Annotated in this window: 1 pseudogene; it reads right to left on the reverse strand. The window is 32.5% G+C overall.

The window, feature by feature from the left end:
- Nucleotides 1-5: 5 nt before the first annotated feature.
- Nucleotides 6-797: pseudogene (locus tag RV14_RS11700) on the reverse strand (AAA family ATPase); the annotation flags it as partial.

Below are 797 nucleotides of genomic sequence, written 5' to 3' on the forward strand. Positions count from 1 at the left end.
GTTTTTTATATACCTATGACTAAACTATCTCTTGCTGCTTCGACAACTTCTACAGTAATCTTATCCATTTGATTGATTCTTAAAATACGATCAATCTGTGCAAATAAACGATGAATAAGCCTAAAATTTCCTTTTGTGATCTTCATGAAGTTGTGATAGCCTCATAATCAGAAAAATCTTCTAACTTGATATCAATTCCTAAATCTGCCCATTTGTATTCCAAAATATGATGTATTTCGTCCTTACTAAGGTTATCAAATTCGTGTGCAAAACCTATGCGAAAGTAAAGTTGCGGATATCGAGACAATCTTTTTTCAATACCAGGCATACCAATAAGAACCATTGCCAGATCATTTCTATCATAAATATCTCTTAGCTGTTCTAAATGCTGAAGCTTTCAACGCTCAATTTCATCGACAATAATTAAATCAATTGCTTCATAGGTTTTAGGCACAGGAGGATTTTCTTGATTGTACTTTAGTACCATATGCATTGCTTTAGTCAGACCTATTCTACTAGTTATTGTGTCAATATTAGAACTGACACGAGACATCTTTTCAGCTGGCGCAGTATAAAAAACTTTATTTGCACTTAATATTTCATCTGTTGCATTTTTTTCAATATCATCAGCACGCCGATAGGTAATTTGTTTTTCTATATTATCCCAATTACAGTAATACCTTGAAGATAACGTTTTGCCTACGCCAGGAGCACCGTAACAAATTCCAATATACTTGTATTTAATACACGCATCACAAAATTCAGCAAATCATTTATATTCTTTTGTTTCAATAAAG

The organism is Enterococcus ratti, assembly GCF_001886195.1.
GTDB classification, from domain to species: Bacteria; Bacillota; Bacilli; order Lactobacillales; family Enterococcaceae; genus Enterococcus_B; species Enterococcus_B ratti.